Below are 24372 nucleotides of genomic sequence, written 5' to 3' on the forward strand. Positions count from 1 at the left end.
GACCTACTCCTTGGCGACGCGTTTCATGTCCGCATCCATCATCATGCGGATCAAGGTGTCCAGATCGGTTTTCGGCTTCCAGCCCAATACGCGCTGAGCCTTGGCCGGGTTGCCGAGCAGCACTTCGACTTCGGCCGGGCGGAAGAACGCCGGGTCGATCTTCACGTAGTCGCGGTAGTTCAGGCCGACGTGATCGAAGGCGATGCGGCACATCTCGCGCACGGTGGTGGTGACGCCCGTGGCGACCACGAAATCGTCAGGTTTGTCCTGTTGCAGCATCAGCCACATGGCTTCGACGTAGTCACCGGCAAAACCCCAGTCGCGTTTAGCGTCGATGTTGCCCAGGGCCAGTTCCTGCTGCTTGCCCTGCTTGATGCGGGCCGCGGCGTCGGTGACCTTGCGGGTGACGAACTCGATGCCGCGCAGCGGCGACTCGTGGTTGAAGAGGATGCCGCTGCTGGCGTGCAGGTCGAAGCTTTCGCGGTAGTTGACGGTGATCCAGTGACCATAGAGCTTGGCCACGCCGTAGGGGCTGCGCGGGTAGAACGGGGTGTTCTCGTCCTGTTGCTCGGCCTGGATCAGGCCGAACATTTCGCTGGTGGAGGCCTGATAGAAACGCGTGTGCGGGCTGAACTGGCGGATCGCTTCGAGCAGGTGGGTCACGCCCAGGCCATCGACGATGCCGGTGGTCACCGGTTGATTCCAGGACGCGGCGACAAAGCTTTGCGCGGCAAGGTTGTAGACCTCGTCCGGGGCTGACTTGATGACTGCGCGCTGCACCGAGCAGGCGTCAGCCATGTCGCCATCGAGGTACTCGATGTCGGCTTCGACGCCCATCTCGCGCAGGCGCCAGCGCGAATCGCTGCTGCGCCGAGCAACCAGGCCGTGAACCTTGTAACCCTTGTCGAGCAACAGTCTGGCCAGATAGGCGCCGTCCTGACCGGTGATCCCTGTGATCAATGCACTTTTCATTCTTGTTGTACTCGCTGCTCCCAGTCGGACAGGATCGCCCGCAGGGATTGTTGTGTTGTGATTTCAGGCGTCCATCCTGTGGTTTGGGTCAGTCGTGCGTGACTGCCGCAAACGCGACGCTGATCGGCACGACGCATGCGTGCCGGATCCTGAACCAGTTGCACCTGGACCTGCGCCAGATCGCTCAGCTGTTCGATCAGACTGCGGATGCTCTGCTCGCGGCCCGAGCAGATGTTGTACACCTGCCCCGGCGTGCCTTTTTCCAGCAGTGCGAAATAAGCCGAGAGCACATCGCCGACATCGAGGAAGTCCCGCGTGACGTCAATGTCGCCGACCTCCAGTTGCGGGGCTTGCAGGCCCTGTTTGATGCGGTTGATCTGGCGCGCAGCGCTGGCGATGACAAAGCTGTCTTTCTGCCCGCTGCCGATGTGGTTGAACGGCCGCGCCACCAGCACCGGCCAGCTTTCGCTCAAGCCCCATTGCAGGCTGAGAAATTCTGCCGACAGTTTGCTCACCGCGTAGGGATTGCGCGGGCAGGGCGGTTGTTGTTCGGTGATCGGCAGGGCGGACTCGGCGACCTGGCCGTAGACATCGCCGGAGCTGACGTACAGGAACGTGCCGGCAAAACCGCGAGCCTTGAGGGCCTGTAACAGATTGAGGGTGCCGAGCAGATTGATCTCGAGGGTGCGGGCCGGATCGCGGAAGGCTTCGGGAACAAACGTCTGGCCGGCCAGATGAATCACCGCGTCGGGCAATTGCGGCCACAGGTCGACGAGACTGTCCGGCACCGTGAGGTCGTAGGGCGATGCGCCAGGCAGCAGCTGCCATGTCGAATCAGGCGACGCCAGACGCGACTGGATATGTTGCCCCACGAATCCACCCAGCCCCGTGACGAACAGACGCTTTTTCAAACCGCGACCCCTTGGTCTTGAATCTTCGCCATTTCCCACAGCCTCTATGGGCGTGTCTGTCAGAACGCTGGTAAATACCGGTCGGACATCGGGCGAAGTCATTGTTGTAGTTGTTTGGTTGCCAATCTGTGCCAATTACGCAGCAATTTCAACAGGCCAAACCGTGACTGGTCAGTTCTCGTCAGAGTAGCCTGATTTATTCTCGCCGGGTGGTTCGCGAATCCCCGACGGATGTGTTTAGAATGCCCCTCGTCGCGTTCTCCCGGTGTTGTTCAGAGTGACTGCAATCCCGGCTGCAACCGACCACTAAAACAAGAACAAAGACGGGCCCGAAGACGCAGGACGAGTGCCGGCATGCCGACCACGATCCAGCGCTTGGCCGTCATGGATTGAAGCGGCCGGGATGGCGACTTCATCGTGGGATGCCATGAATTTCATTCTTTACTCGGACGTCAACGACAGCTCCATCAGCCAGAGTCTCGGGCGTCCCGAATACAGTTATTACTTCGTGCTCAAGGCCTATCGTCCGGTGCTGGAAAGCCTTGGGCGGGTGCATGTGGTGTCCTCCAGCGCCGACGTCGATCCGCTGTACCGCCAATTGCGCGCGGCCGGCGAAGACAGCCTGTTTCTCTCCTTCACCCCGCCGCAGAAAACCCCGACCGACCTTGAATGCCCGACCGTCTGCGTGGTGGCCTGGGAGTTCGACTCGATCCCCGATGAGCAATGGGACAATGACCCGCGTCAGGACTGGACGCAGATGCTCGCACGTCAGGGTCGGGTCATCACGTTGTCGAGCCATACTGCGCGGGCGATCCGCCGGGCCATGGGGGATGACTTCCCGGTGCTGGTACTGCCGACGCCACTGTGGGAAAACTTCGCTGCCATCCGCGCACGTCACGTCAGTGAGCCGTTCAATCCCGGCACAACGCTGGCGATCAAGGGCTGCGTGTTCGATAGCCGCACGCTGGGCTTGTCTGCCGATGCGCTGATTCCGATACCGCCGACTGCCGAGGAAGAGGCAGCGCTGGCCGCTGAAATCGAGGCTGCGCGTCCGCCACCGCTTACCCTCAAGCGGCGCTTTGTGATTGCCCGCCACTACCTGCGTCTGTGGGTTCTGGATTCAGGCCGCGAGCAAGTACCGGCGGTGCCACGCGTGAAGTTTTTGCATCACTGGTACTGGGAAGGTGTGCGCGATCTGCTGTCAGACGAGGCGCATGCCTGGCTCGAACAGCGTTTGCCGAACGTCGCCGGCGCCCCCGCCGTGCCGGTCATCGAACCTGCGCCTCTGGATTTGCCGGACACCTCAGCGGTTGTCGAAACCTGTGTCGATGGCGTGGTCTACGTCAGCGTGTTCAACCCCAGGGACGGCCGCAAGAACTGGCACCACATTGTCACCGCGTTCTGCTGGGCCTTTCGCGACAAGCCCGACGCTACGCTGGTGCTCAAGATTACCCATAACGATCTGACGTCCTACTACAGCGAATTGATGACCCTGCTTGCGCAGTTGTCGCCGTTCGCCTGCCGGGTGCTGGTGCTGCACGGTTACCTCGACGACGGGCAATATGCGCGGCTTTACGAAGCCGCCAGTTTTTACGTCAACGCCTCGCGCTGTGAAGGCCTGTGCCTGCCGTTGATGGAGTTCATGTCCAGCGGTAAGCCGGTGATCGCGCCGGATCACACTGCGATGGAAGACTATATCGACGATTCGGTGGCGTTCGTGGTCGAGTCCAGCGAGGAACTGACCATCTGGCCGCAGGACAGCCGCCTTATTTATCGCACGCTGCGCCACCGGCCGGACTGGGGTTCACTGAAAAACGCCTACGAAAGCAGTTATCGGATGGCCAAGGCTCAGCCGCAGGATTATCGGCGCATGTCCACGGCCGCGGTCGAGCGCATGCACCAATACTGCGCTTTCGCGCCCGTGCAGCAACGTATGGCGGACTTCTTCGGGCTGGTTGCACACACGCCGCAGGCTGTGTCAGTGACGGATAACGCCTCATGCTGATCATCATTTATTCGGAAACCAACCAGCACACCATCGCGCAGAACCTGGGACGCTCGGAATACAGCTATTACTTCGTGCTCAAGGAATACCGGCCGGTACTCGAGCGGCTCGGGCGGGTGGTGGAAGTGCTCGATCCGCAGACCGAAGTCGACGCGCTCTATCGGGAGTGCGCCGCCCGGGGCGAGCCGTGCGTGTTCCTGTCGTTCTCGCCGCCGCACCGCACGCCGCTGAACCTGGCGTGCCCGACGCTGCCGGTGTTCGCCTGGGAATTCAGCACCATCCCCAACGAGCCGTTTGCCGGGGAGCCGCGCAACGATTGGCGCACCGTGCTGCGCGTCTGCGGTGCGGCGATCACTCATTCCAGCTACACGGTCAATGCCGTGCGCGAGGCGATGGGGGCTGATTACCCGATTGTCGCGGTGCCGGCGCCGGTGTGGGATCGCTTTGCCGCACGCGGTGCGCAGTTGCCACGTGAGCCGCAGGCGGGCCCGCTGCGCCTGAAGATCAAGGGCCTGGTGGCCGACAGTCGCCAGCTCGACCTGAACGCGTTCGCTCCGCTGCAACTGCGCAGCGGCGTCGGTATTGATTTTGCGGCCCCGGTGACCGAGCAGGAGTTGCTGCTCGACGGCGTGGTCTACACCTCGGTGTTCAACCCCGGCGACGGGCGCAAGAACTGGCAAGACATGCTCAGCGCATTTTGCGTGACGTTCCGCGACAACGATGACGCGACGCTGGTGCTCAAGCTCACCCACCATGATGCCGAACTGGCGATGAGCGACATCCTCCATCACCTGTACAAGAACCAGTCCTATCGCTGTCGCATCGTGCTGATCTATGGCTATCTGGCGGATGCCGATTACGAACGACTGGTGCAGGCGACCCGCTACGTGGTCAACACCTCTTACGGCGAGGGCCAGTGCCTGCCGCTGATGGAGTTCATGTCCTGCGGCAAACCGGCGGTCGCCCCGCGCACCACGGCGATGATCGATTACCTGAGCGCCGACAATGCGTTCCTGATCGACTCCACCGATGAGCTCACTGCCTGGCCGCACGACCCGCGCAGTGCTTTCCGCACCTTGCGCTACGTGACCAACTGGGCGTCGTTGTGCGTGGCCTATCGCGCCAGCTACGAAGTGGCCAGACACGATCCGCAACGGTATGCGCAGATGGCAGCGCAAGCGATTAACAGCCTGCAGGGTTTCTGCAGTCAGTCAGTGGCCGAGCAGCGTTTGCAAATGTTTCTGACGCAGTTGTTCGACCGCCTGCCTGCCGCCCATGTAGAGATTTCCGGCGCATGAGCAGCAAACGGATCATGGACATCGAAGTGCTGCGGGCAATCGCGGTGCTTGGTGTGCTGTTTCATCATTTGCAGGGCAGCCTGTTCACCGATCCGGTGCCTCTGTTGGGAAACATTCACGCCTGGGCGCAGTCGTGGTGGGGCGTCGATCTGTTTTTCGCGATCTCCGGATTCGTTATCGCCCGCAGCCTGATCCCGGCGCTGCGAGCTTGTACGACCCGGCAGGAATACTGGACGCAGACGCGTAACTTCTGGTTGCGACGGGTATTTCGTCTGTTGCCGTCGGCGTGGTTGTGGCTGGCGTTGATACTGCTGGCGTGCGTGTTTCTCAACCGTTCCGAGGCGTTCGGCACCCTGCACGCCAACTTGCAAGCGACGCTGGCGGGAGTGTTGCAGTACGCGAACTTCCGCTTTGCCGACAGTTTCTTTAACTACGAATACGGCAGCAGTTTCGTCTACTGGAGCCTGGCGCTGGAGGAGCAGTTCTACCTGTTGTTCCCGCTGCTGATTCTGGTGTGCCGCAAACACCTGGTCTGGGTATTGCTGGCGCTGGTGGCGGTGCAATTGTTCACCCTGCGCACGCCAATGCTGATGGTGGTGCGTACCGATGCGCTGGCCCTCGGCGTGTTGCTGGCGATGTGGAGCGTGCAGCCGGGTTATCAGCGCTGGCAGCCGACGTTCCTGCAGCGGCCATGGGCCGGCGTATCGACGCTGATTTTGCTGGCACTGATGCTGAGCTACATGGCCACCGACCGTTTCACCTTCGCCTCTTACCGCATCGGCTCGATTGCCGTGCTCAGCGCGCTGCTGGTGTGGATCGCCTCGTACAACCGCGATTACCTGCTGCCGGCCGGTGGTCTGCAACGGTTGATGGCGTGGATCGGCAGTCGGTCCTACGGCATCTACCTGATCCATATTCCGGCCTATCTGCTGGTCCGCGAGCTGATCTTCCGCTTGCAAAGCGCCGGTCTGCCGAACCCGGCCGGGCACCCTGTACTGACCATCCTGCTGGCGTTCGGCCTGATCGTGCTGCTCAGTGAACTCAATTACCGCTTTATCGAAATGCCGATGCGCAATCGCGGCGCTGCGCTGGTGCGTCGCCTCGATACTTCGCGAACCGCCGTCCCATCCTCTGGAGCCACCTCATGCTGAGCCTTTTGAAGAAACTCAGGGCAGCGTCGCCTGCGCCGGTCCCCGCGCCGTCTGCTGCGGACAAAGTCGACCCGTACATGCTCGGCCTTTACGACGCGAAGCTCAGCGGCTGGTTCAACCAGGAGACCGACGAGTTGTTCACCGGGTTCCGGGTGAGTGCTGACGACATCCTGCTTGATGTGGGGTGCGGGGACGGCGGCAACGTGTACTTTTGCGGCATGCGTGGGGCGAAGATCATCATTGCCGACATCGACGGTGCCAAGGTCGAGGCTACTCGCCAGCGCCTGAGCGATACGCCGGCGCGTGAAATCGAATGCCATGTCACCGACTGCAACCCGCTACCGATCGCCGATGCCACCGCCACTCGGGTGGTGTCCACCGAAGTGATTGAACACGTCGACGATCCGGCGCAATTTCTCGCCGAGCTGGTGCGCGTCGGCAAGCCGGGCGCGCTGTACCTGCTGAGTGTGCCGCACCCCAGTTCCGAAGAACTGCAGAAGGACATTGCCTCGCCGGAGTATTTCCAGAAGCCCAATCACATTCGCATCATCAGTGAAGAACAGTTCAAGGCAATGGTCAGCGATGCCGGGCTGGAGATTATCAGCCATAGCCAGTACGGCTTTTACTGGTCGATGTGGATGCTGCTGTTCTGGGAGGCCAAGGTCGATTTCAGTAACCCGGATCACCCGTTGCTCGAGCATTGGGCCAACACCTGGCAAACCGTGCTCGACTCGCCACGCGGCGCGCAGATCAAGCAGGCGCTGGATGCGGTAGTGGCGAAAAGTCAGGTGATCATTGCCCGCAAGCCTTGAGCGGTTTGTGTAACCTTGCAGCCTGATGTCTCAGGGATCTGCAAGGTATGCGCGTTATCGTCGGCTTGTCGGCCATGCTGGCTGTGTTGTTGCTCTGCGCCTGTGAACGACAGGATGCAGCGCCGCTCGATCAGCAGCTCTACGTCTGGCAGCGGCATTGGACGCCGGCTCATGAGCTTGCACTGAAAGACAGTCGCGGCGACTTTTCGACGCTGCGGGTGCTGGCGTTGCAGGCCTTTCCGAATGCCGGATGGAGCCGCGCGCGCATCGATCCGGCGTTGCTCAAACAGGATGCTCGGCCGTTGATTGCGGTGATCCGGCTTGACGGCCAGCTCAAGGCGCTCGACGAGCAACAAGTCACGGCACAGATCCTTCAGGTGCTGGCGGACTGGCAAGGGCAGGGGCTGACCCTGAGCGGCATCGAGATCGATCACGACGCCGGGAATGCGCGTCTGCCGGCCTATACCGAATTCCTTCTCCATCTGCGCGGCGCATTGCCGGCCAGCCTGCCGCTGAGCATCACTGCGTTGCCGGCCTGGCTCGACAGTCCGCAACTGCCGGCGCTGCTGGCAAGTGTCGACAGCAGTGTGCTGCAGGTGCATGCGGTCAGCGATCCGCGTCGCGGTCTGTTCGACCCCGAGCAGGCGCGGCGCTGGGCCGAGGCTTGGGGGCGGGTAACCGACAAACCGTTTTATCTGGCAATGCCGGCCTACGGGGTGGCGCTGTTGCCGGATGCTGACGGCGCCCCGTTGGTGGAAAGTGAAGTGCCACTTGAGCGCGGCGGACAACGGCGCGAATTGCTCGCCGATCCGCAGCAATTGAGCCGACTGGCCAAGGAGTTGCGTGAAGATCGCCCGGCGCATCTGGCCGGTCTGATCTGGTTTCGCCTGCCGCTGGTCAACGATCGTCGCGCCTGGAGCCTGAGCACGCTGCGTGCCGTCGCCCGTGGCGAAGCATTGAGCAGTCAACTGAGCCTGACGCTCAGCGAGAGTAATGGCCTCTATGACATCGCCCTCAACAACCGCGGTAACCTCGACAACGCCTGGCCCGCACGCATCAGCGTGAAGGCGCGCGATTGCGAAGGCGCCGACGCGCTCGCCGGTTATGCGTTGCAACAAGGCCCGGATCTGCTTACCTTCACCCGCCAGCGCGACGGTCGTCTGCCGGCGGGCGGACAACGCGCCATCGGTTGGGCGCGCTGTGCATTTATTGATCAAGGAGGTTCGCATGTTGACCCGTAACTGGCCCCGCCATCTGCTCTGCCTGAGCCTCAGCCTGCCGCTGGGTTCGGCGCTGGCCTGCGGCCCGGACTTCCCGATGCGCCTGCTCGACAATCGCGGGCAGACCCTGGCCGAGCTGCCGGAGGGCAACTTCAACTTTGAGCTCAGCCGCCTGGGCAAAGCCATCCCCGGGCTGAAGAACGTCACCGCGGCGACCTACAACCCCAACGATTTTTACGCTGAACCGACCGAGCCTGCCAATCAGCGTGACAAGGCCGAGCAGGCCGGTCTCACAGCCGAACAGCAAGCGCTGGTCAAACAGCTGCGCAGCCTGACTGACGCGCATCAGGTCGATGTGCAGGGCGCCAGCCTGCCGGCGGAGATTCGCCTGTACCTGGCCGGTGCCGTGGCGTTCGGCGCGGGCGACTATCAACTGGCGGTCGAGTATTTCCGCCAGTTGCTGGCGTTGCCGGCCGAGCAACGGCCGTTGCGCAGCACTTGGGCGGCGTACTCGTTGGGCCGTGCGTGGGTGGCCAGAAGTACCGAGGCCAACAACGCCATCGATGCACTGGAACAGGCGCGGGATGCCTTCCGCCAGGCTCGACAGTTGAGCATCGACGGTTTCAGTGACCCGTTGGAACTGGGCGTCGCCAGCCTCGGTGAAGAGGCGCGGGTACTGCGCACTTCGGGCGATTGGGCCGGCGCCATCGAATTGTACGAAGCGCAGAACCTGCACGGTTCGGCGGTGGGCAATACCTCGCTCAAGCTGCTGATGAATGATCTGGCGCAGTTGCCCGAGGAGCCACTGGCGAAGTTGCTCGAACACCCTTCGGTGCAACAACTGGTCACCGCCTCGTTGATCAGTCGTCAGGGCTGGTCATTCGGCGATGAGCCGCCAAACCAGAAGAAACTGGTCAAGCTCCTGCAGAACAGCACCCGCGGCAGCTTCGACAACGCCGACCGGCTGGCGGCGGTCAATTATCAACAGGGCGATTACACCAACGCCAAGGCCTTTCTCGAACACGCCGGTGACGGCGGCCTTGCGTGGTGGTTGCGGGCCAAACTGGCGGTGCGTGACGGCGATAAAAATGCCGCGGCTGCTGCCTATTCCAAAGCCGCGCAGGCCTTTCCGCAGACCGAGGATTGGGGCTATCGGCGCACGCAGGACTGGGACTTTGAAACCGTTCAGCCCAAATGCCGGGTCGAAGGCGAGAGCGCGATCCTGGCGCTGCAACGCGGTGAATACCTGCAAGCCTTTGTTCAGTTGTACCGCAGCAACAACATCTATTGGTTCGACGCCGCGACAGTGGCCGAGCGAGTGCTGACGGTCGATGAACTGAAACGCTACGTCGATGACAACGTGCCGGCGCCACCGCCGCTGACCCAGCAGGAGCGCGACAACTATGTGCAGTTGCCGGTTGCCGCCAGCCTGCGCAATCTGCTGGGCCGACGTCTGTTGCGTGAGGGGCGGTATGAAGAAGCGGTCGGCTACTTCGACAATCCCGACCTGCAAAACAAAGCGAAACTCTACGGCCAGCAGCGTCTGAAAGCCGACAGCGCCTGGTGGCCGACCAAACGCGCCAGTGCGTTGTACAACGCTGCGTGGACGGCCCGCGAGTGGGGTATGGATATTCTCGGTTACGAGATGGCACCGGATTACGCCACGTTCGGCGGCAACTACAGCCTGGAAAACGCCGCGCTGAAAGTCGGGCCGCTGGTCGCTGAAGACGAAGTCAAACGTCAACAAGCCAGCGAAGCCAAGCCGGACGAGCGTTATCACTATCGCTTCGTTGCCACCGCGCTGGCCAGTCGTGCCGCCGACAACCTGCCGCACACCAGTCAGGCGTTTGCTGCCGTGTTGTGCAACGCCGCCGGTTGGAACAGCAGCCTGCAGGAACAGAGCGATCTCTATGAACGCTATGTGAAGGAAGGTGCTTACGTGCCGTGGGCGGTGGATTTCGGTCATCAGTGCCCGTACCCGGACTTTGAAAACGCCGACAAGCGCTACGTCACCCAGGTTACCGATGCTGCGCGCTCGGCACTGCGCCCTTACAAATGGCCGGTGCAGATCGGTGGGGCGGTGCTGGTGGTCGGCGTTGCGTTGTTCCTGATCACTCGTCGGCAACGCCGGGCGGCGCGCAAAGACTAGGCCTGTTGCACGAACGTCAGGCGCAGGGCGAAGCCGATCAACAGGCTGCCGAACAGCCACTGTTGCAAGCGTTGGGCCGAGGGACTGCGTTGCAGCCAGCGGCCCAATGCGGCGCCGATCAGCGCGTAGGTCGAGTCAAACAGCAGCCCGGCAGCCACCAGCAGCATGCCGAGGATGGCGAACTGCGTCAGCACCGGGGCACCGTCGGCGACGATAAATTGCGGAAGCAGCACCGAGCAGAACAGCAGCGCCTTGGGGTTGAGCAGATTGGTCAGCAAGCCACGGCGGATCGCTTCACGCCATTGTCCGTGGACGTCGGTCACACCGGCGGCATTCAGGTCCGGCAGCAAGGTGCTGCGCAGGCATTGAATGCCGATCCACAGCAGATAGGCCGCCCCGGCCAGACGCACCACGTCGAACGTCCACGGCGCGGCTTTGAACAGCGCCGCCAGTCCCAACGCCGCCAATGCGACATGACATCCCCGAGCAATCGCCAGGCCCACCGCGGTGGCCAGCGCGGCGCCGCGGCCCTGCCGGGCGCCGGTTTGCAAGAGCAAGATCATGTCCGGCCCAGGCAACAGATACACCACCGCCAGCGCCAGAAAAAACATCCACATACCCGCCATGCTGCCGCCCTTTCGTTGTCGATTCGGTCGGCTCAGTCTATGGCCGAAGGGTGGGGCAGGTGCTTGCGTAGTCGGCTTCAAAATGGGTCAGTATTGGCATAACCTGCTTTCTTTTTTCGATCTGACCATCAGGATCTGCCAAACATGAAACTCGACGCCTTCGACCGCAAGATTCTCGCCGCCCTGCAACGGGACGGACGCCTGAGCAACGTCGAGCTGGCGGACGAGATCGGCCTGTCGGCGTCACCGTGCCTGCGCCGGGTGCGGATGCTGGAGGAGGCCGGGGTGATTCGCGGGTATCAGGCCAACCTCGATCGCGATGAAGTGGGACTGGGGCTGACGGTATTTGTCGGGGTCAAGGTCGAGCGCCACAACGATGAACAGGCCGAAGCCTTTTATGCGGCGGTGACGGCACTGCCGGAGGTGATCTCGGCGTTTCTGGTGTCGGGGGAGTCGGATTTTCTGTTGCAGGTGGTGGTGCCGGACTTGCGCGCGTATGACCGGTTTCTCAGCGGCTGCCTGCTGAAGCTGCCGGGGGTGAGTGACATTCGCAGCAACTTTGCGATTCACACGGTGAAGACGCCGGGGGCGTTGCCATTGGGGCATCTTCCGGATTGAAACCGGGTGGCCTTCATCGCGAGCAGGCTCACTCCTACAATTGATCGCGCTCCCCTGTAGGAGTGAGCCTGCTCGCGAAAGCGGTCGTCCGGTCACCCAAACTTTTGCTGACTACATCTGTGTCGCCATTCCTTCGACATTCATTGCCGCCTGACGCAGCGCCTCGGAGCGGGTCGGGTGCGGATGGCAGGTCAGCGCGATGTCTTCGGCCGAGGCACTGAATTCCATGGCCACGCAGTACTCACCGATCATTTCGCTGACGCTCGGGCCGACCAGGTGCACGCCGAGGATTTCGTCCGTGCGTTCGTCGGCAAGGACCTTGGCGAAGCCTTCGGTCTCGTGGTTGATCTTCGCCCGGCTGTTGGCGGTGAACGGGAACTTGCCGACCTTGTAGGCGCGTCCTTCGGCCTTGAGCTGCTCTTCGGTCTTGCCGACGCTGGCCAGTTCCGGGCGGGTGTAGATGACGTTGGGAATCAGGTCGTAGTTGACCTCGCCGGCCTTGCCGACAATTTGTTCCACGCAGGCCATCGCTTCGTCTTCGGCCTTGTGTGCGAGCATCGGGCCGGACGTTACGTCACCAATCACCCAAATGCCGGAGGCTTCGGTGCGGTGCTGGCGGTTGGCGAGCATGCCGCGCTTGTCGGTGCTCAGGCCAACGTTCTCCAGGCCCAGACCCTTGGTGTACGGGCGCCGGCCGATGGCGACCAGCACGTAGTCGGCTTCCAGTAACTCGGCGCTGCCACCCGCTGCAGGTTCGACGCTGAGCTGTACGCCGCTGGCCGAAGTCGTGGCGCTGGTGACCTTCGAACTCAACTTGAAGCTGATGCCTTGCTTGCTCAGCGAGCGCTGCAGGGTTTTGCCGGCCTCGCCATCGACGCCGGGGCAGATGCGGTCGAGGTATTCGACCACGGTCACCTGGGCGCCGAGACGGCGCCAGACCGAGCCCAGCTCCAGGCCGATCACCCCGGCGCCAATCACCACCAGATGCTTGGGTACTTCGCTCAGTGACAGCGCGCCGGTGGAGTCGAGGATGCGCTGATTGTCGATCTCGACGCCGGGCAGGGGCGTGGGTTCGGAGCCGGTGGCGATGATGATGTCCTTGGCGATCAGCTCGGTCTTGTTGCCTTGATCGTCGCTCACCGTCACTTTGCCCGGGCCATCGATGTGGCCCCAGCCCTTGATCCAGTCGACCTTGTTTTTGCGAAACAGAAACTCGATGCCTTTGGTCAGGCCGCTCACGCTCTCGTCTTTCTGTTTCATCATTTGCGCGAGGTTGAGCGTGGGTTTGACCTCGATCCCGAGGTTGGCGAATTCCGCACCCATGGCCGCGTCGTACAGTTCCGAAGCATGCAGCAAGGCCTTGGATGGCATGCAACCGACGTTCAGGCAGGTGCCGCCGAGGGTGGCGCGGCCTTCCACGCAAGCCGCCTTCAGGCCTAACTGGCCGGCGCGGATCGCCGCGTTATAACCACCGGGGCCGCCGCCCAGAATCACCACGTCATAGTTGCTCATGCTGTTACTCCTGGTTGGGAATGCGGATCGCTAAAAGTAGTAGTCGAATAAAATTACGAACGTAATATGTGCATTTCCGGACATTTCGGTCAAGGCTTCAGGCAAGCGACAGGTTGGACATCTTTAGATAAGTGCATTTGTGTACGAATATTTCACGCTTTTCGTTATATCGTAACGAATGGGCGAATGACAATGGCTTTGGGGTGATATGCAAGTCGATCTGGATGTCGATGGCACGCAAGTGACCGGGTTGCCGCGCTTTCAACAAGCGGCCACGCAGGGGCGGCGATTGCGTCGTCTGGCCATCGGTCTCGGCGCGTTGGCCGGGGCAGGGTGGGTGCTGGCGCTGTTTGTCGAGCTGTTTGCCGCGCAATCAATATGGCCGGCGTTGCTGATGAATCTGGGCGCGGCGTTGCTGGTGCTGGTCGCTGGCCTGCAGTCGGCGTGGTGGGTGACGCAATGGCGTGCGCGGGTCATGCACCCGGTGGCGCAGGAACCGCTGAACGAGGTCGAGCAAACGGCCCCTGATGGCTGGTACGAACGGCTGCTGGAGCGTTTGGGTCAGCGCGGCCTGCACCTGCTCGGTCAGATCGGCGCGGCCGCGTTGTGGCTGGGTGGCTGGTCAGTGCTGATAGTGCTCAGCATCGAACAGGTGTGGAATCTCGCGGTGCCGGCCGCGACCGTCGGTTTGTCGGCCACGGTGGGTGCAGCGCTGATGTTGCTGTTGGGTTTCGGCTTGCTGGTGCTGGAGCGGCAACTGGCTCAGGAAAACCCGGCGCAATGGCCGGAAGCCGGAAACCTCGCACAATTGGCGCGGGTGGCGATCATCAGTCTGGTGTTGGGCGCGTTGTGTCTGCTGTTCGCCAGCGACGCTTCGGTGTGGCCCGTGCGCCTTGCGGTATTGATCGGGATCTTGCCGGGACTGGTCGCGATCGAGTTGCTATTGCGCGCAGTCCTGTCGGTGTTCAGTCCCCGTCGCGAGCAGCTCGAACCGACCCTGCTGGCACGCAGTTTTGTCGCTGACATGCTGCGCTGGCCGCCGCAGCCGCTGCTGGCCTTGCAGCACGAATTGCACAATCGTTTCGGCATCGATCTGCGCCAGATCTGGGCGTTCAGCTACATGCGCCGCGCCTTTCTGCCGGTGCTGGCGCTGGTCGCTGCCGTCGGCTGGATGCTGACCGGGATCCACGAAATCCCGCTGCAGGGGCGCGGTATCTACGAGCGTTTCGGCAAACCGGTGCAAGTGTTCGGCCCCGGATTGCATGCTGGGTTGCCGTGGCCGTTGGGCCGTGTATTGAGCGTCGAGAACGGCGTGGTGCACGAGTTGGCAACCAGCGTCGGCGATGCGCCTGCGCCGACCCAGGCCGAGCCAGCCGAAGGCCCGGCGCCGATGACCGCCAACCGTTTGTGGGATGCCAGCCACGTCAACGACAAATCCCAGGTGATCGCCAGCAGCCGTGGCGATCAGCAGAGCTTTCAGATCGTCAACATGGACGTGCGCTTCGTCTATCGCATCGGCCTGCGGGATCAGGATGCCTTGGCGGCTACCTACAACAATGCCGATGTACCGACGCTGATCCGCAGCACCGCGAGCCGGATTCTGGTTCACGATTTTGCCTCGCGCACCCTCGACGGTTTGCTCGGTGCCGACCGGGTAGGGCTGGGCGAGGAAATCGGCCACGCGGTGCAAAACGATCTGCAGCAACTCAACAGCGGCGTGGAAATTCTCGCCACGATGGTGGAAGCGATTCACCCGCCCGCCGGTGCTGCCAACGCTTACCACAGCGTGCAAGCGGCGCAGATCGGCGCCCAGGCGTTGATCTCCCGTGAGCGCGGTGCGGCGGCCGAAGCCAGTAATCAGGCGCAATTGCAGGCCAGTCTCGCCCGCGATCAGGCCAGTGCCAGCGCCCGTGAAATCAACGCCACAGCGCAGGCGGCGGATCTTAAGTTCAGCGCTGAACAGAAAGCCTACGCCAGCGCCGGCCAGGCATTCGTGCTGGAACAATATCTGAGTCAGCTCAGCCTCGGCCTGAGCAAGGCCAAACTGCTGGTACTCGACCACCGTTTAGGCGGCAGCAGCAATGCGCCGACCATCGACCTGCGTACGTTCACGCTGCCGGCTGATCCGACGCCCGCGCGCACCCCCGCTCAACCAGGAGTTGCCCCTTGAGCCAGTTGCACACTCACGATTCCCATGACCACAGCGGCCACCATCATCATGGGCATCATCACCATCACCACGGTGCGCCGGAAGAGGCCGGGCCGTTCCCGTGGCGGCGGATGGGCTGGGCGCTGTTGCTGGTGGCGTTTGCCATCGCTGCGGCAAGCCTGGTGCAGGTGCGCTCGGGCGAGGCGACCGTTATCACCCGTTTCGGCAATCCGTCGCGAGTGTTGCTTGATCCCGGTTTGAGCTGGCGCTGGCCCGCACCGTTCGAAGCGGCGATCCCGGTGGACCTGCGCCTGCGTACCACCTCCAGTGGTTTGCAGGATGTCGGCACCCGCGATGGTTTGCGCATCATCATTCAGGCCTACGTGGCGTGGCAGGTGCAAGGCGACCCGGACAATGTGCAGCGTTTCATGCGCGCGGTGCAGAACCAGCCGGACGAAGCGGCACGGCAGATTCGCACCTTTGTCGGCTCGGCGCTGGAGACCACCGCCAGCAGTTTCGACCTGGCGGATCTGGTGAACACCGATGCCAGCAAAGTGCGTATTGCCGATTTCGAAGCGCAACTGCGTCAGCAAATCGACCAACAGTTGCTCGCGACTTACGGTGTGCGCGTGGTGCAGGTGGGCATCGAACGCCTGACCTTGCCTTCGGTGACTCTCACGGCCACGGTTGATCGGATGCGCGCCGAGCGTGAAACAATTGCCACTGAGCGCACCGCCATCGGCAAGCGTGAAGCCGCGCAGATTCGTTCTGCTGCCGAGCGCGATGCGCGAATTGTGCAGGCCGATGCCACGGTGAAAGCGGCAGAAATCGAAGCGCAGTCGCGAGTCGAAGCCGCGCAAATCTATGGCCGTGCCTACGCCGGCTCGCCGCAGCTGTACAACCTGCTGCGCTCGCTCGATACCTTGGGCACCATCGTGACGCCGGACACCAAACTGATCCTGCGCACCGACGCTGCACCATTCCGTGTGCTGGTGGACGGTCCGCCGAATGTTGAAAACAAATCCGGATCGCAGCCATGAGTGATGAAGTTCCACGTGGAACACATTCGTTGAGCAGTCCGTGGATTCAGGCCGGACGCCTGGCGTTTTTCGCCTTGTACGCAGTGACCGTATTGGCCGCGTTGGCGTGGGCGTTTTCCAATGTTCGGCAGATTGATCCGCAGAATCGCGCGGTGGTTCTGCACTTTGGCGCACTGCAGCGCATCCAGAATGCCGGCCTGTTGTTGGCCTGGCCGCAGCCGTTCGAGCAGGTGGTTTTGCTGCCAGCAGCGGATCGGGTGATTGAGCGCCGAGTGGAGAATCTGCTGCGCAGCAGTGAGGCGATCAAGGCTGATCGCGTTGCGACTTTCGCCACACCCTTGAGTGATGCGTTGGCCGGCTCCGGCTATTTGCTGACCGGCGACGCCGGCGTGGTGCAACTGGATGTGCGGGTGTTTTACAAAGTCACCGATCCCTATGACTTCGTGCTGCAGGGTGATCATGTGCTGCCGGCACTGGATCGGCTGGTCACGCGCAGCGCTGTGGCCCTGACCGCCGCACGGGATCTGGATACGATTCTGGTCGCTCGACCGGAATTGATCGGTGCCGACAATCAGGCCGCCGAGCGCCGCGAACGCTTGCGCGGTGATCTGGTGCAAGGCATCAACAAGCGTCTGGCTGAATTGAAGGCGAGCGGGCAGGGCATTGGCATCGAAGTGGCGCGGGTTGATGTTCAATCGAGTCTGCCCGACCCGGCTGTCAGCGCGTTCAATGCCGTTTTGACCGCCAGCCAACAAGCCGACAAAGCCGTCGCCAATGCACGCACCGAGGCGGAAAAGCTCACCCAGACCGCCAACGAACAAGCCGACCGCATCCTGCAAGTGGCCCATGCGCAGGCCGGTGAGCGGCTGGCGAAGGCGTCGGCCGACACCGCCACGGTACTGAGCCTGGCCAAGGCGCAGCAGCAGGGGATCGACCCGCAGATGCTGCTGCGGCTGTACCGCGAACGCATGCCGAAGATTCTCGGGCAGGCCGGTTCCGTGACCACGGTCGATCCGAAAGACGATTCCCGCCTGATCATTCAGGGAGCCAGTAAATGACCGCGACCACTGCCGCACCGAGCTTGTTGTCCTCGGCCGAACAGCGCCGCGCTGCACGGCAATTGACCCTGGCGATGCTCGCCCTTGGCTTGCTCGGCCTCGGTCTGATCTGGCGTTGGCTGGTGCCGGAGCAAACCGGTGTCAGTCAGTTGCTGCTGGGTTTCGCCTCCTTATTAGTGGCGGTGCCGGTGATGCGCTCGGCGTGGTACAGCCTGCGTTATCCAAGCCTGCACGGCATCACCGATCAACTGATTGCCCTGGCGATGCTCGGTGCGTGGGCGACCGGCGATCTGCTGACGGCGGCGTTGCTGCCAATCATCATGATCTTCGGCCATGTGCTGGAAGAGCGCAGCGTGATCGGCTCGCAGGAAGCGATTCATGCTCTCGGCCAATTGACCCGCAGCCACGCGCGCAAGATTCAGGCGGACGGCTCGATCATCGAAGTCGATAACGGCACGCTCAAACCCGGCGATACGGTCGAGGTGCGTGCAGGAGATCGGGTGCCGGCGGATGGCCGAGTGCTGTTCGGTCAGGCCAGCCTCGACACGGCGTCGATCACCGGCGAATCGGTCCCGGTAGAAACGGCGGTGGGCATGACGGTGTTTGGCGGGGCAATCAACCTCGACGGCTTGCTGCGCATTGAGGTGACCCGTACCGGCGATCAATCGACGTTGGGCAAAGTCATCGCACTGATGCAGAACGCCGAACGCTCGAAGCCACCGATCACCCGCCTGCTTGAACGTTATGCCGGCAGCTACATGGTGCTGGTGTTGCTGTTGGCGGCGGTGACCTGGTTTGTCACTAATGACGCGCAAGCGATGCTCGCGGTGCTGGTGGCGGCCTGTCCCTGTGCCTTGGTGCTATCGGCACCGGCCACGGCGATTGCCGGAGTGGCAGTGGCGGCGCGCCACGGCATTCTGATCCGCAGCTCGGCGTTTCTCGAAGAACTGGCGGACCTCACCTCGTTGGTGGTCGACAAGACCGGCACCCTGACTTACGGCACCTTGCGTCTGCAATCGATCAACAGCCCGCGTCTGCAACAGTCCGCGGTCATGGCGTTGGCGGCCAGTCTTGGCGCGGCCAGCAGTCACCCGGTCAGCCGGGCACTGGCGGGGCTGGTCAGTCAGGAGCAGAGCCTGCCGCTGACGGACATTCACGAGCGTCAGGGCCTCGGCGTCGTGGCCATGACCGCGCAAGGCGAGGCGGCGCTGGGGCGTCCCGAACTGTTCGCGCAACTGGGCATCGTCACGACGACCGTTCCCGAGCACGATGGGCCGATCGCCGGGTTGGCGCTGAATGGCGAGTTTGTTGCCTGGTTGTTGTTGGCCGATAGCGTCAAACCGGAAGCGCGCTTTGCCCTCAATGAATTGCGTGAACTGGGTCTGGGTCGCCAGTTGCTGCTGACCGGCGATCGCCAGAGTGTCGCCCAGACACTGGCCCGCGAAGTCGGCCTGCAAGAGGTGGAAGCCCAAGCGCTGCCTGAGGACAAACTCAACCGCGTGCTCAAGGAAATCGACAACGGTTTCCGGCCGATGGTGGTGGGTGACGGCATCAATGATTCGCTGGCGCTCAAGGCCGGCGTGGTCGGCGTGGCGATGGGTGCCGGCGGGGCCGACATTGCGCTGGCCTCGGCAGATATCGTGTTGATCGGCAGCGACCTGCGCCGCCTCGGCACCTGTGTGCGGCTCAGTCGCCAGTGCCGGCGAACCTTGCAGGTCAATGTGATCATCGGTCTGGGCTGGACCCTGGCGATCGTGGTGTTTGCGGCATTCGGCTGGCTCGGCGCGGCGGGGGCAATGATTGCCGCGCTATTGCACAATCTCAGTACGCTACTGGTGTTGGGCAATGCCGGGCGTTTGCTGCGGTTTCAGGAGCCATTGCTCAAACTCAAGGATGATCACTGAAGCGGGTTTCATCGAACTGTGCGCCGGATAGACAGTCATCTATGGAAGAGGGCGCACACTTCTTTGCCGTTATCTGGGCTGAAACAGTGAGTGCATGACGGCATGTTGGAGCGTCTGGAACGATAGTGTCGGCTAATTAAATCGATAGCCTGCTATTTTTCAAGGATGGTCTACCCTCAGATCTGACGTCTGAAACAAGGGGGATTTTCCATGCTCGCGCAACTTCCACCAGCCTTACAGAATCTGCAGCTTCCGCTTCGCCTGCGGCTCTGGGACGGCCATGAATTCAATCTGGGTCCGGCGCCCAGCGTTACCATCGTGGTCAAGGACCCGCAGATGGTCAGCCAGCTCACGCATCCAAGTCTCGACGCGCTGGGGGCGGCGTTTGTCGAAGGCAAGCTTGAGCTGGAAGGCTCGATCAGCGAGGTCATCCGGGTCTGCGACGAATTGAGCAGCGCCTTGCTCAATGAGGACGACGATGCACAGCCTGTGCGTTCGGTGCACGACAAGGAAACCGACGCCAAGGCCATTTCCTATCACTACGACCTGTCCAACGCGTTCTACCAGTTGTGGCTGGACAGCGACATGGCGTATTCCTGCGCGTATTTCGAAACCGGCAGTGAAACCCTCGAACAGGCACAACAAGCCAAGTTCCGGCATCTGTGTCGCAAGCTGCGTTTGCAGCCGGGCGATTACCTGCTGGATGTCGGTTGTGGCTGGGGCGGTCTGGCCCGTTACGCGGCGCGTGAATTCGGCGCCAAGGTGTTCGGCATCACCCTGAGCAAGGAACAGCTGGAACTGGCCCGCGAGCGCGTCAAGGCCGAGGGCCTGGAAGACCAGGTTGAACTGCAATTGCTCGACTATCGCGATCTGCCGCAGGACGGGCGTTTCGACAAGGTGGTCAGCGTCGGCATGTTCGAACACGTCGGCCACGCCAACCTCGCTGAATACTGCAAGGTCCTGTTCGGCGCGGTGAAGGAGGGCGGTCTGGTGATGAACCACGGCATCACCGCCAAACACACCGATGGCCGTCCGGTAGGCCGCGGCGCCGGCGACTTCATCGAGAAATACGTGTTCCCCAACGGCGAGCTGCCGCACCTGGCGATGATTTCGGCCGAGATCAGTGAAGCCGGGCTGGAGATCGTCGACGTCGAAAGCCTGCGTTTGCACTACGCGCGCACACTCGACCATTGGAGCGAGCGCCTGGAGGACAACCTCGAAGCCGCCGGGAAACTGGTGCCGGATCAGGCGCTGCGCATCTGGCGGCTGTATCTGGCCGGGTGTGCCTACGCGTTCGCGCGTGGCTGGATCAACCTGCACCAGATTCTCGCGGTGAAGGCGCATCCGGATGGCAGCCATGAACTGCCTTGGACTCGCGACGACATCTACCACCCTTGATGCCTGAACCATGCCCTCTCGCTCGGAGAGGGTGATGGGGCTTGCTAGAGAATCGGTGAAATGAGCCGGGCGATCCGCATGCCGAGCTGTTGCAGGCGGTGGACTTCCCGGCTCTCTTCTTTGGCGACTTCGTAAGCCTGCTCGAAGTCATCGTTGAGCATCTGCTCTACGCTGGCAGCGAACTCGCAGTCGACGGTCAGCAGCATCACTTCGAAATTCAGCCGGAATGAGCGGTTGTCCAGATTGGCGCTGCCGATGGCGCTGATCTCGCTGTCGATCAACACCACTTTCTGATGCAGGAACCCCGGCTCGTAGCGGAACACCCGCACGCCGGCGCGCACCGCTTCGAACGCATAGAGGCTGGAAGCGGCGTAGACGATGCGGTGATCGGGGCGCGATGGCAGCAGCAGGCGCACATCGACGCCGCGCAGTACCGCCAGGCGCAACGCGGCGAAGACGGCCTCATCGGGAATGAAGTAAGGACTGGTGATCCACACCCGCTCGGTCGCGGCGTGGATTGCTTCGACGAAGAACAGCGAACAGGTTTCGTAGGCGTCGGCCGGGCCGCTTGCCAGCAACTGGCAGAGCACGCCGTCCTCCGGGTAAACGTCCGGCAGGATCAGCGGCGGCAACGTGCGCGCGGCCCAGAACCAATCCTCGGCAAACGACTCCTGCATGCAGGCCACCACCGGCCCACGCACTTGCACGTGGGTGTCGCGCCATGGCGCCAGTGGCGGCTTCTCGCCCATGTATTCATCGCCGACGTTATGCCCGCCGACAAAGCCGAGTACGCCATCGACCACGACGATTTTGCGGTGGTTACGGAAGTTTACCTGGAAGCGATTGAGCCAGCCGCTGCGCGTGGCGAAGGCTTTGACCTCGATACCGCCATCGCGCAACGCCTGCACATAACTGTGGGGCAGGGCGTGGCTGCCGATGCGGTCGTAGAGCAGATGAATCGCCACGCCCTCAGCCGCTTTCTTCAGCAACAGGTCGCGCAGGCGCTGTCCGAGGCGGTCGTCATGGATGATGAAAAACTGGATCAGTACGGCTTCGCGCGCTTGATCGATTGCCTGGAAAATCGCCTCGAAGGTGGCGTGTCCATTCACCAGCAGCTGCACTTCGTTGTTTGCCAGGCACGGCATGCGCCCCAGCTTGGGCATGGCGCGTAGCGAGGCATAGGCTTTCGACGCGCGGGCGGTGAGCGCTTCTTCCACCCACGGGCGCCAGTTCAGCTCGGATATCGCCTGGCGCATCTGTTCGTTGGCCTGACGGCGCGCCTTGATGTAACCGTCGAAAGTGCTGCGGCCGAACACTAGGTAGGGGATGAGGGTCAGATAAGGAATGAAAATAAGCGACAATGCCCAGGCGATCGAGCCTTGGGCGGTGCGTACCGTCAGCACCGCGTGGATTGCGGCGATCAAGCCGAGGCTATGTATAAGAGCGATCAGATAACCGAAAATGTGCGGTCCAAAATAATCCATGGGGCGACCTTGCTCCTGAAGATTCAATGCGTAACAGACCATGTTCCGAGGCGATTGTCGCTATTTAATTGGCGCATGAACCGAAGCAATCGGCCGGCGTCTAACGGCCACTACTGATCAGGAGTTTTTCGATGAACGTTCGTCTGCTGGGTTTGGCACTGGGCCTGGGTTTGGCAATGCCAGTGATTGCGCAGGCACAAATGCTGCAACCGGGGCTATGGGAAATGACCTCGAGCAACGTCAAGGTCGATGACCAGCCAATGGATGTGCAGTCGATCCTCGGTCAGTTGCAAGGCCAGATGACGCCGCAACAGCGCGCGGCGCTGGAAAAGAACGGAATCAACATCGGTGGCAAGGGCATCCGTGCCTGCCTGACACCGCAGCAAGTGGCGACCAACGATATTCCGCTGGCCGATCCGCAGTCGGGCTGCAAACAGCAGATCACCGAGCGCACCGGTAACCAGTGGAAATTCCGCTTCAGTTGCCCGAAAGCGCAAGGCACCGGTGTCGCGACGTTTGTCAGTGATCGTGAGTTCACCACCGTGGCCAACGGTACGTTCAACGCTATCGGGATCAACCAGAAGGGCAGCCTGGAAACCCGCGCGGTGTGGTTGGGTCAGGATTGCGGCACGGTGAAGCCAAGAGCTTAAAAGCTTCGCGAGCAAGCCCGCTCCCACAGGGGACAGCACAATCCTTGTGGGAGCGGGCTTGCTCGCGAAGGCGTCTTGGTTGTCACCGCATGAATCGCAGCGCCAGCCCCTGACATCCTTCGTTGATACGCTGCTCGCGCCAGGCAATCTGCCCCGACACCAACGTCGTATTCACCCGATAGCGGAAAGTCTTGTCAGCAAACGGCGTCCACCCGCACTGCGACAGGATCGGTTGCCGCGACACTTCCAGAGCCGCTGGCTCAACCAGCACCAGATCCGCCCAATACCCCTCCCGCAAATAACCTCGATCCGGAATCGCAAACAGATCCGCCACCCGATGGCTGGTCTTCGCCACCAGCGTGGTGATCGGCAGCACGCCATCGGCCACCAGCTCCAGTAGCGCCGGCAAAGCGTGTTGCACCAGCGGCAAACCGGACGGCGCCTCGGCATATGGGCGCTGTTTTTCCGCCCAGGTATGTGGCGCGTGATCGCTGCCGATCACGTCCAGTCGATTGCTCAGCAGCGCCGCGCGCAAAGCATCGCGGTCGGCTCGGGTCTTGATCGCCGGGTTGCATTTGATCAGGTTGCCGAGGGCTGGATAGTCGCTTTCATCGAACAGCAGGTGATGCAGGCAGACTTCAGCAGTGATGTGTTTTTGCGCGAGTGGTTTGTCTTCGAACAACGCCAGCTCGCGGGCGGTGGTCAGGTGCAAAACGTGCAGGCGAGTGCCGTGACGTCTGGCCAGTTCCACCGCCAGCGAAGAAGAGCGGTAGCAAGCCTCGGCATCGCGAATCAAGGCATGGATATTGGCGGGCAGGTGCTCACCCAGGCGCGCACGCAGTCGGGCTGCGTTGGCCTCGATGCTCGGCGTGTGTTCACAGTGGGCCAGCAGAATCGTCGGCACTTCGGCAAATAAACGCTCGAGAGTCCTCGGATCGTCCACCAACATGTTTCCGGTGGACGCGCCCATGAACACTTTGACCCCGGCCACTTCGCAGGGGTTGAGCGCGGCGACGGTGTCGATGTTGTCCCGGCTCACACCGAAATGAAAGCCGTAGTTGGCCACAGAGTTGATCGCCGCCCGACGCTTTTTATCCGCCAGTGCTTCGAGGGTGAGGGTGGCCGGTCGGGTGTTGGGCATGTCCATGAAACTGGTGATGCCGCCCGCCACCGCCGCTCGAGACTCGGTGTGAATGCAGCCCTTGTCCGGCGCCCCCGGTTCGCGAAAATGCACTTGGTCATCGATCATCCCCGGCAACAGCCATTGGCCGTTGGCGTCGATTTCCACCCGCGCAGTTTCACCGTCGATGCTGCGCGCAATCTTGACGATGCGGCCATGGCTGACCAACAGATCGCCGTCGAACTCGCGTCCTTCGTTGACCAGTCTGGCGTTGCGAATCAGCACGCTGCTCATG

General features: G+C 62.1%; 19 protein-coding genes. 13 read left to right on the forward strand and 6 right to left on the reverse strand.

Annotated features, from left to right (window positions below; translation table 11 throughout):
- Positions 1-3: 3 nt before the first annotated feature.
- Both gmd and JFU48_RS07235 read right to left on the reverse strand, forming a co-directional pair.
- Positions 4-972 (reverse strand): GDP-mannose 4,6-dehydratase, encoded by a 969-nt coding sequence (gene gmd, locus JFU48_RS07230; protein WP_003229754.1) that lies wholly within the window; start codon positions 970-972, stop codon positions 4-6.
- Positions 969-1883, reverse strand: a complete 915-nt coding sequence (locus tag JFU48_RS07235) for a GDP-mannose 4,6-dehydratase (protein WP_003229752.1) — start codon at positions 1881-1883, stop codon at positions 969-971. The genes gmd and JFU48_RS07235 overlap by 4 nt, the downstream gene beginning before the upstream one ends.
- A gap of 427 nt (positions 1884-2310) precedes the next feature.
- Here JFU48_RS07235 and JFU48_RS07240 point away from each other — a divergent pair, with 427 nt between their 5' ends.
- The 6 genes from JFU48_RS07240 to JFU48_RS07265 are packed head-to-tail and all read left to right on the forward strand — an operon-like array spanning position 2311 to position 10518.
- Complete coding sequence (locus JFU48_RS07240; RefSeq protein ID WP_242486623.1) at positions 2311-3888, forward strand: glycosyltransferase; 1578 nt, start codon at positions 2311-2313, stop codon at positions 3886-3888.
- Complete coding sequence (locus JFU48_RS07245; protein ID WP_201136186.1) at positions 3882-5186, forward strand: glycosyltransferase; 1305 nt, start codon at positions 3882-3884, stop codon at positions 5184-5186. The genes JFU48_RS07240 and JFU48_RS07245 overlap by 7 nt, the downstream gene beginning before the upstream one ends.
- Entirely contained in the window at positions 5183-6337 is a 1155-nt protein-coding gene (locus JFU48_RS07250; protein ID WP_201136187.1) for an acyltransferase family protein, read from the forward strand. The genes JFU48_RS07245 and JFU48_RS07250 overlap by 4 nt, the downstream gene beginning before the upstream one ends.
- Positions 6331-7149 (forward strand): class I SAM-dependent methyltransferase, encoded by an 819-nt coding sequence (locus JFU48_RS07255; RefSeq protein ID WP_201136188.1) that lies wholly within the window; start codon positions 6331-6333, stop codon positions 7147-7149. Before JFU48_RS07250 ends, JFU48_RS07255 begins: the two co-directional genes overlap by 7 nt.
- A 47-nt stretch (positions 7150-7196) precedes the next feature.
- Positions 7197-8390 (forward strand): DUF3142 domain-containing protein, encoded by a 1194-nt coding sequence (locus JFU48_RS07260; protein ID WP_201136189.1) that lies wholly within the window; start codon positions 7197-7199, stop codon positions 8388-8390.
- Positions 8377-10518: a hypothetical protein gene (locus JFU48_RS07265; protein ID WP_003229741.1), complete on the forward strand. Its 2142-nt coding sequence runs from the start codon at positions 8377-8379 to the stop codon at positions 10516-10518. The genes JFU48_RS07260 and JFU48_RS07265 overlap by 14 nt, the downstream gene beginning before the upstream one ends.
- On the opposite strand, the gene JFU48_RS07270 is transcribed toward JFU48_RS07265, so the two are convergent.
- Complete coding sequence (locus JFU48_RS07270) at positions 10515-11144, reverse strand: LysE family translocator (protein ID WP_103484018.1); 630 nt, start codon at positions 11142-11144, stop codon at positions 10515-10517. The genes JFU48_RS07265 and JFU48_RS07270 overlap by 4 nt on opposite strands.
- Before the next feature lie 144 nt (positions 11145-11288).
- Between JFU48_RS07270 and JFU48_RS07275 the strand changes: the two genes are divergently transcribed.
- The gene (locus JFU48_RS07275) at positions 11289-11762 is read left to right on the forward strand and encodes an Lrp/AsnC family transcriptional regulator (RefSeq protein WP_103522514.1); all 474 of its coding nucleotides are present in this window, start codon (positions 11289-11291) and stop codon (positions 11760-11762) included.
- A 111-nt stretch (positions 11763-11873) separates the two neighbouring features.
- Here JFU48_RS07275 and lpdA read toward each other — a convergent pair whose 3' ends face one another.
- On the reverse strand, positions 11874-13274 hold the full coding sequence (lpdA, locus tag JFU48_RS07280; protein ID WP_201136190.1) for a dihydrolipoyl dehydrogenase: 1401 nt from the start codon (positions 13272-13274) through the stop codon (positions 11874-11876).
- Between the two features lie 208 nt (positions 13275-13482).
- Here lpdA and hflK (JFU48_RS07285) point away from each other — a divergent pair, with 208 nt between their 5' ends.
- The 5 genes from hflK (JFU48_RS07285) (at position 13483) to cfaB (ending at position 20823) form a co-directional block, all read left to right on the forward strand.
- Positions 13483-15444 (forward strand): protease modulator HflK, encoded by a 1962-nt coding sequence (gene hflK, locus JFU48_RS07285; protein ID WP_201136191.1) that lies wholly within the window; start codon positions 13483-13485, stop codon positions 15442-15444.
- Complete coding sequence (gene hflC / locus JFU48_RS07290; RefSeq protein WP_201136192.1) at positions 15441-16463, forward strand: protease modulator HflC; 1023 nt, start codon at positions 15441-15443, stop codon at positions 16461-16463. The genes hflK (JFU48_RS07285) and hflC overlap by 4 nt, the downstream gene beginning before the upstream one ends.
- Complete coding sequence (hflK, locus tag JFU48_RS07295) at positions 16460-17521, forward strand: protease modulator HflK (protein WP_201136193.1); 1062 nt, start codon at positions 16460-16462, stop codon at positions 17519-17521. Before hflC ends, hflK (JFU48_RS07295) begins: the two co-directional genes overlap by 4 nt.
- Positions 17518-19425 carry a heavy metal translocating P-type ATPase gene (locus tag JFU48_RS07300; RefSeq protein WP_103484021.1) on the forward strand — a complete coding sequence of 636 codons (1908 nt, stop codon included), beginning with the start codon at positions 17518-17520 and terminating at the stop codon, positions 19423-19425. The genes hflK (JFU48_RS07295) and JFU48_RS07300 overlap by 4 nt, the downstream gene beginning before the upstream one ends.
- 210 nt (positions 19426-19635) lie before the next feature.
- Positions 19636-20823, forward strand: coding sequence for a C17 cyclopropane fatty acid synthase CfaB (gene cfaB, locus JFU48_RS07305; protein ID WP_003229726.1), 1188 nt, complete (start codon positions 19636-19638; stop codon positions 20821-20823).
- Between the two features lie 44 nt (positions 20824-20867).
- Here the strand turns inward: cfaB and cls are convergent, their stop codons facing one another.
- The gene (cls, locus tag JFU48_RS07310; protein ID WP_103484022.1) at positions 20868-22307 is read right to left on the reverse strand and encodes a cardiolipin synthase; all 1440 of its coding nucleotides are present in this window, start codon (positions 22305-22307) and stop codon (positions 20868-20870) included.
- A 131-nt stretch (positions 22308-22438) separates the two neighbouring features.
- On the opposite strand from cls, the gene JFU48_RS07315 reads away from it, so the two are divergent.
- Entirely contained in the window at positions 22439-22957 is a 519-nt protein-coding gene (locus tag JFU48_RS07315; protein WP_003229722.1) for a DUF3617 domain-containing protein, read from the forward strand.
- A gap of 82 nt (positions 22958-23039) precedes the next feature.
- Here JFU48_RS07315 and JFU48_RS07320 read toward each other — a convergent pair whose 3' ends face one another.
- Positions 23040-24371: a dihydroorotase gene (locus JFU48_RS07320; protein WP_201136194.1), complete on the reverse strand. Its 1332-nt coding sequence runs from the start codon at positions 24369-24371 to the stop codon at positions 23040-23042.
- Position 24372: the final 1 nt, after the last annotated feature.

The organism is Pseudomonas sp. TH49 (assembly GCF_016650625.1).
Classification (GTDB): domain Bacteria; phylum Pseudomonadota; class Gammaproteobacteria; order Pseudomonadales; family Pseudomonadaceae; genus Aquipseudomonas; species Aquipseudomonas fluorescens_H.